Origin of the sequence: Streptomyces sp. NPDC006283 (assembly GCF_040613325.1) — a bacterium.
In the GTDB taxonomy this organism is placed as follows: Bacteria; Actinomycetota; Actinomycetes; order Streptomycetales; family Streptomycetaceae; genus Streptomyces.
This window is the reverse complement of the sequence record NZ_JBEXRZ010000469.1, coordinates 1-1,449: the sequence shown is the minus strand read 5'-3', so window position 1 is coordinate 1,449 and position 1,449 is coordinate 1. Positions and strand designations below refer to the sequence as shown.

The window sequence follows — 1,449 nt, the reverse complement described above, 5'->3', positions numbered from 1 at the left end:
TAGTAGGGCTTGGTCAGGTCGGTATGGATGCGGGTATGTCGCGGTGGCAGGTGGGGCAGGCGCCGGCCCAGGTGGCGAGGAGCGATTGAAGCTCGCGGACGACCTGGTAGAGGCTCAGGCCGATGCCGCTTCTTTTGGGGCGTAGGTCAGCCTCCGCAGGGTGCAGAAGGCGTGGGCAAGGGAGGCGAGGGTGACGTGGTGGTGCCAGCCGTTGAAGGTGCGGCCCTCGAAGTGGGCAAGCCCCAGGGCCTGCTTCATCTCCCGGTAGTCGTTCTCGATGCGCCAGCGGAGCTTGGCCAGACGGACCAGGGTGGTCAGCGGGGTGTCGGCGGGCAGGTCGGACAGCCAGAACTGCACCGGCTCAGCCTCCTTGGCGGGCCACTCGGCAAGAACCCAGCACTCGGCAAGTTCAACGCCCTCGGTGGCATCGCGGATCTCGCGCCCGGCGGGGCGGACCCGCAGGGCGACGAAGCGCGAGTACAAGCGCTTCAGGCCGGTGCGGCCCCTGCCCGGGCGTGAGCCCTCGCGCCAGGACACCGGCTTGACCGAACCGCGCCCCGCCTCGACGGCCAGCGCCTTCACGCTGCGGGCCGGGTCGGGATACCTGGCCACTGGTCGCCGTCCGATGCCGCCGTAAGGCGGGGTGACCGGGCGGGCGGAGGCCGGATGAGCGGTGGGTGTGGTGGAGATGCCGACCACGTAGTGCAGGCCCCGTTCGCCCAAGCCCAAACGGAACGCCACCGAATCGCCGTAGCCGGCGTCGGCCAGGACCAAAGGGACCTCGACACCCCAGCACCGGGTCTCGTCGATCATGTCCAGGGCAAGCTGCCACTTCTCCACATGCCCCAGGTCGGAGGGGATGCCACACCGCCCACGCCGGGCCACCTTGAGCGGGTCGGCCTGCGGCGTGGCCGGATCCCAGGACTTGGGCAAGAACAGCCGCCAGTTCACCGGCGCCGAGGCATGGTCGCGGGCCAGGTGCACCGAGACCCCGACCTGGCAGTTGGTGACCTTGCCTGCGGTGCCGGTGTACTGCCGTGACACACACGCCGAGGCCTCGCCGTCCTTCAGAAAGCCGGTGTCGTCGACGATCAACGCGCTCGGCCTGATGGCCTCCTGCATCCGCCATGCCAGCCGGGCCCGCACGTGGGCCGGGTCCCACGGACTGGAGGTGACGAAGTGCGCCAGGGCCTGCCGATTGCCATCCTCGCCCAGCCGAGCCGCCATCGGCTCCACCGACTTGCGCCGCCCGTCTAGCAGCAGTCCGCGTACGTACGCCCGCCCCCAGCGGTGCTGGTCCGCGCGCGTGAACGCCTCGAACATCTCCGCTGTGAACGCCTCCAAGTCCTCGCGGACCTGGCCCATCTCCCCAGGTGTCACACACCATCAACGCGCCTGCCAACACAAAGACACGCCGTTCGCGAATACACCTGACCAAGCCCTACTAGT

1 protein-coding gene is annotated in these 1,449 nt (G+C 69.4%); it reads right to left on the bottom strand.

The genetic code is table 11. From position 1 onward, the window contains the following. Positions 1 to 114 precede the first annotated feature (114 nt). Positions 115 to 1,365 carry an IS701 family transposase gene (locus ABZ070_RS37340; RefSeq protein WP_356640649.1) on the bottom strand — a complete coding sequence of 417 codons (1,251 nt, stop codon included), beginning with the start codon at positions 1,363 to 1,365 and terminating at the stop codon, positions 115 to 117. Positions 1,366 to 1,449 lie beyond the last annotated feature (84 nt).

Coding starts and splice junctions, on each gene's coding strand:
- ABZ070_RS37340 (WP_356640649.1), bottom strand. CDS start 1,365: ATGGGCCAGGTCCGCGAGGACTTGGAGGCGTTCACAGCGGAGATGTTC.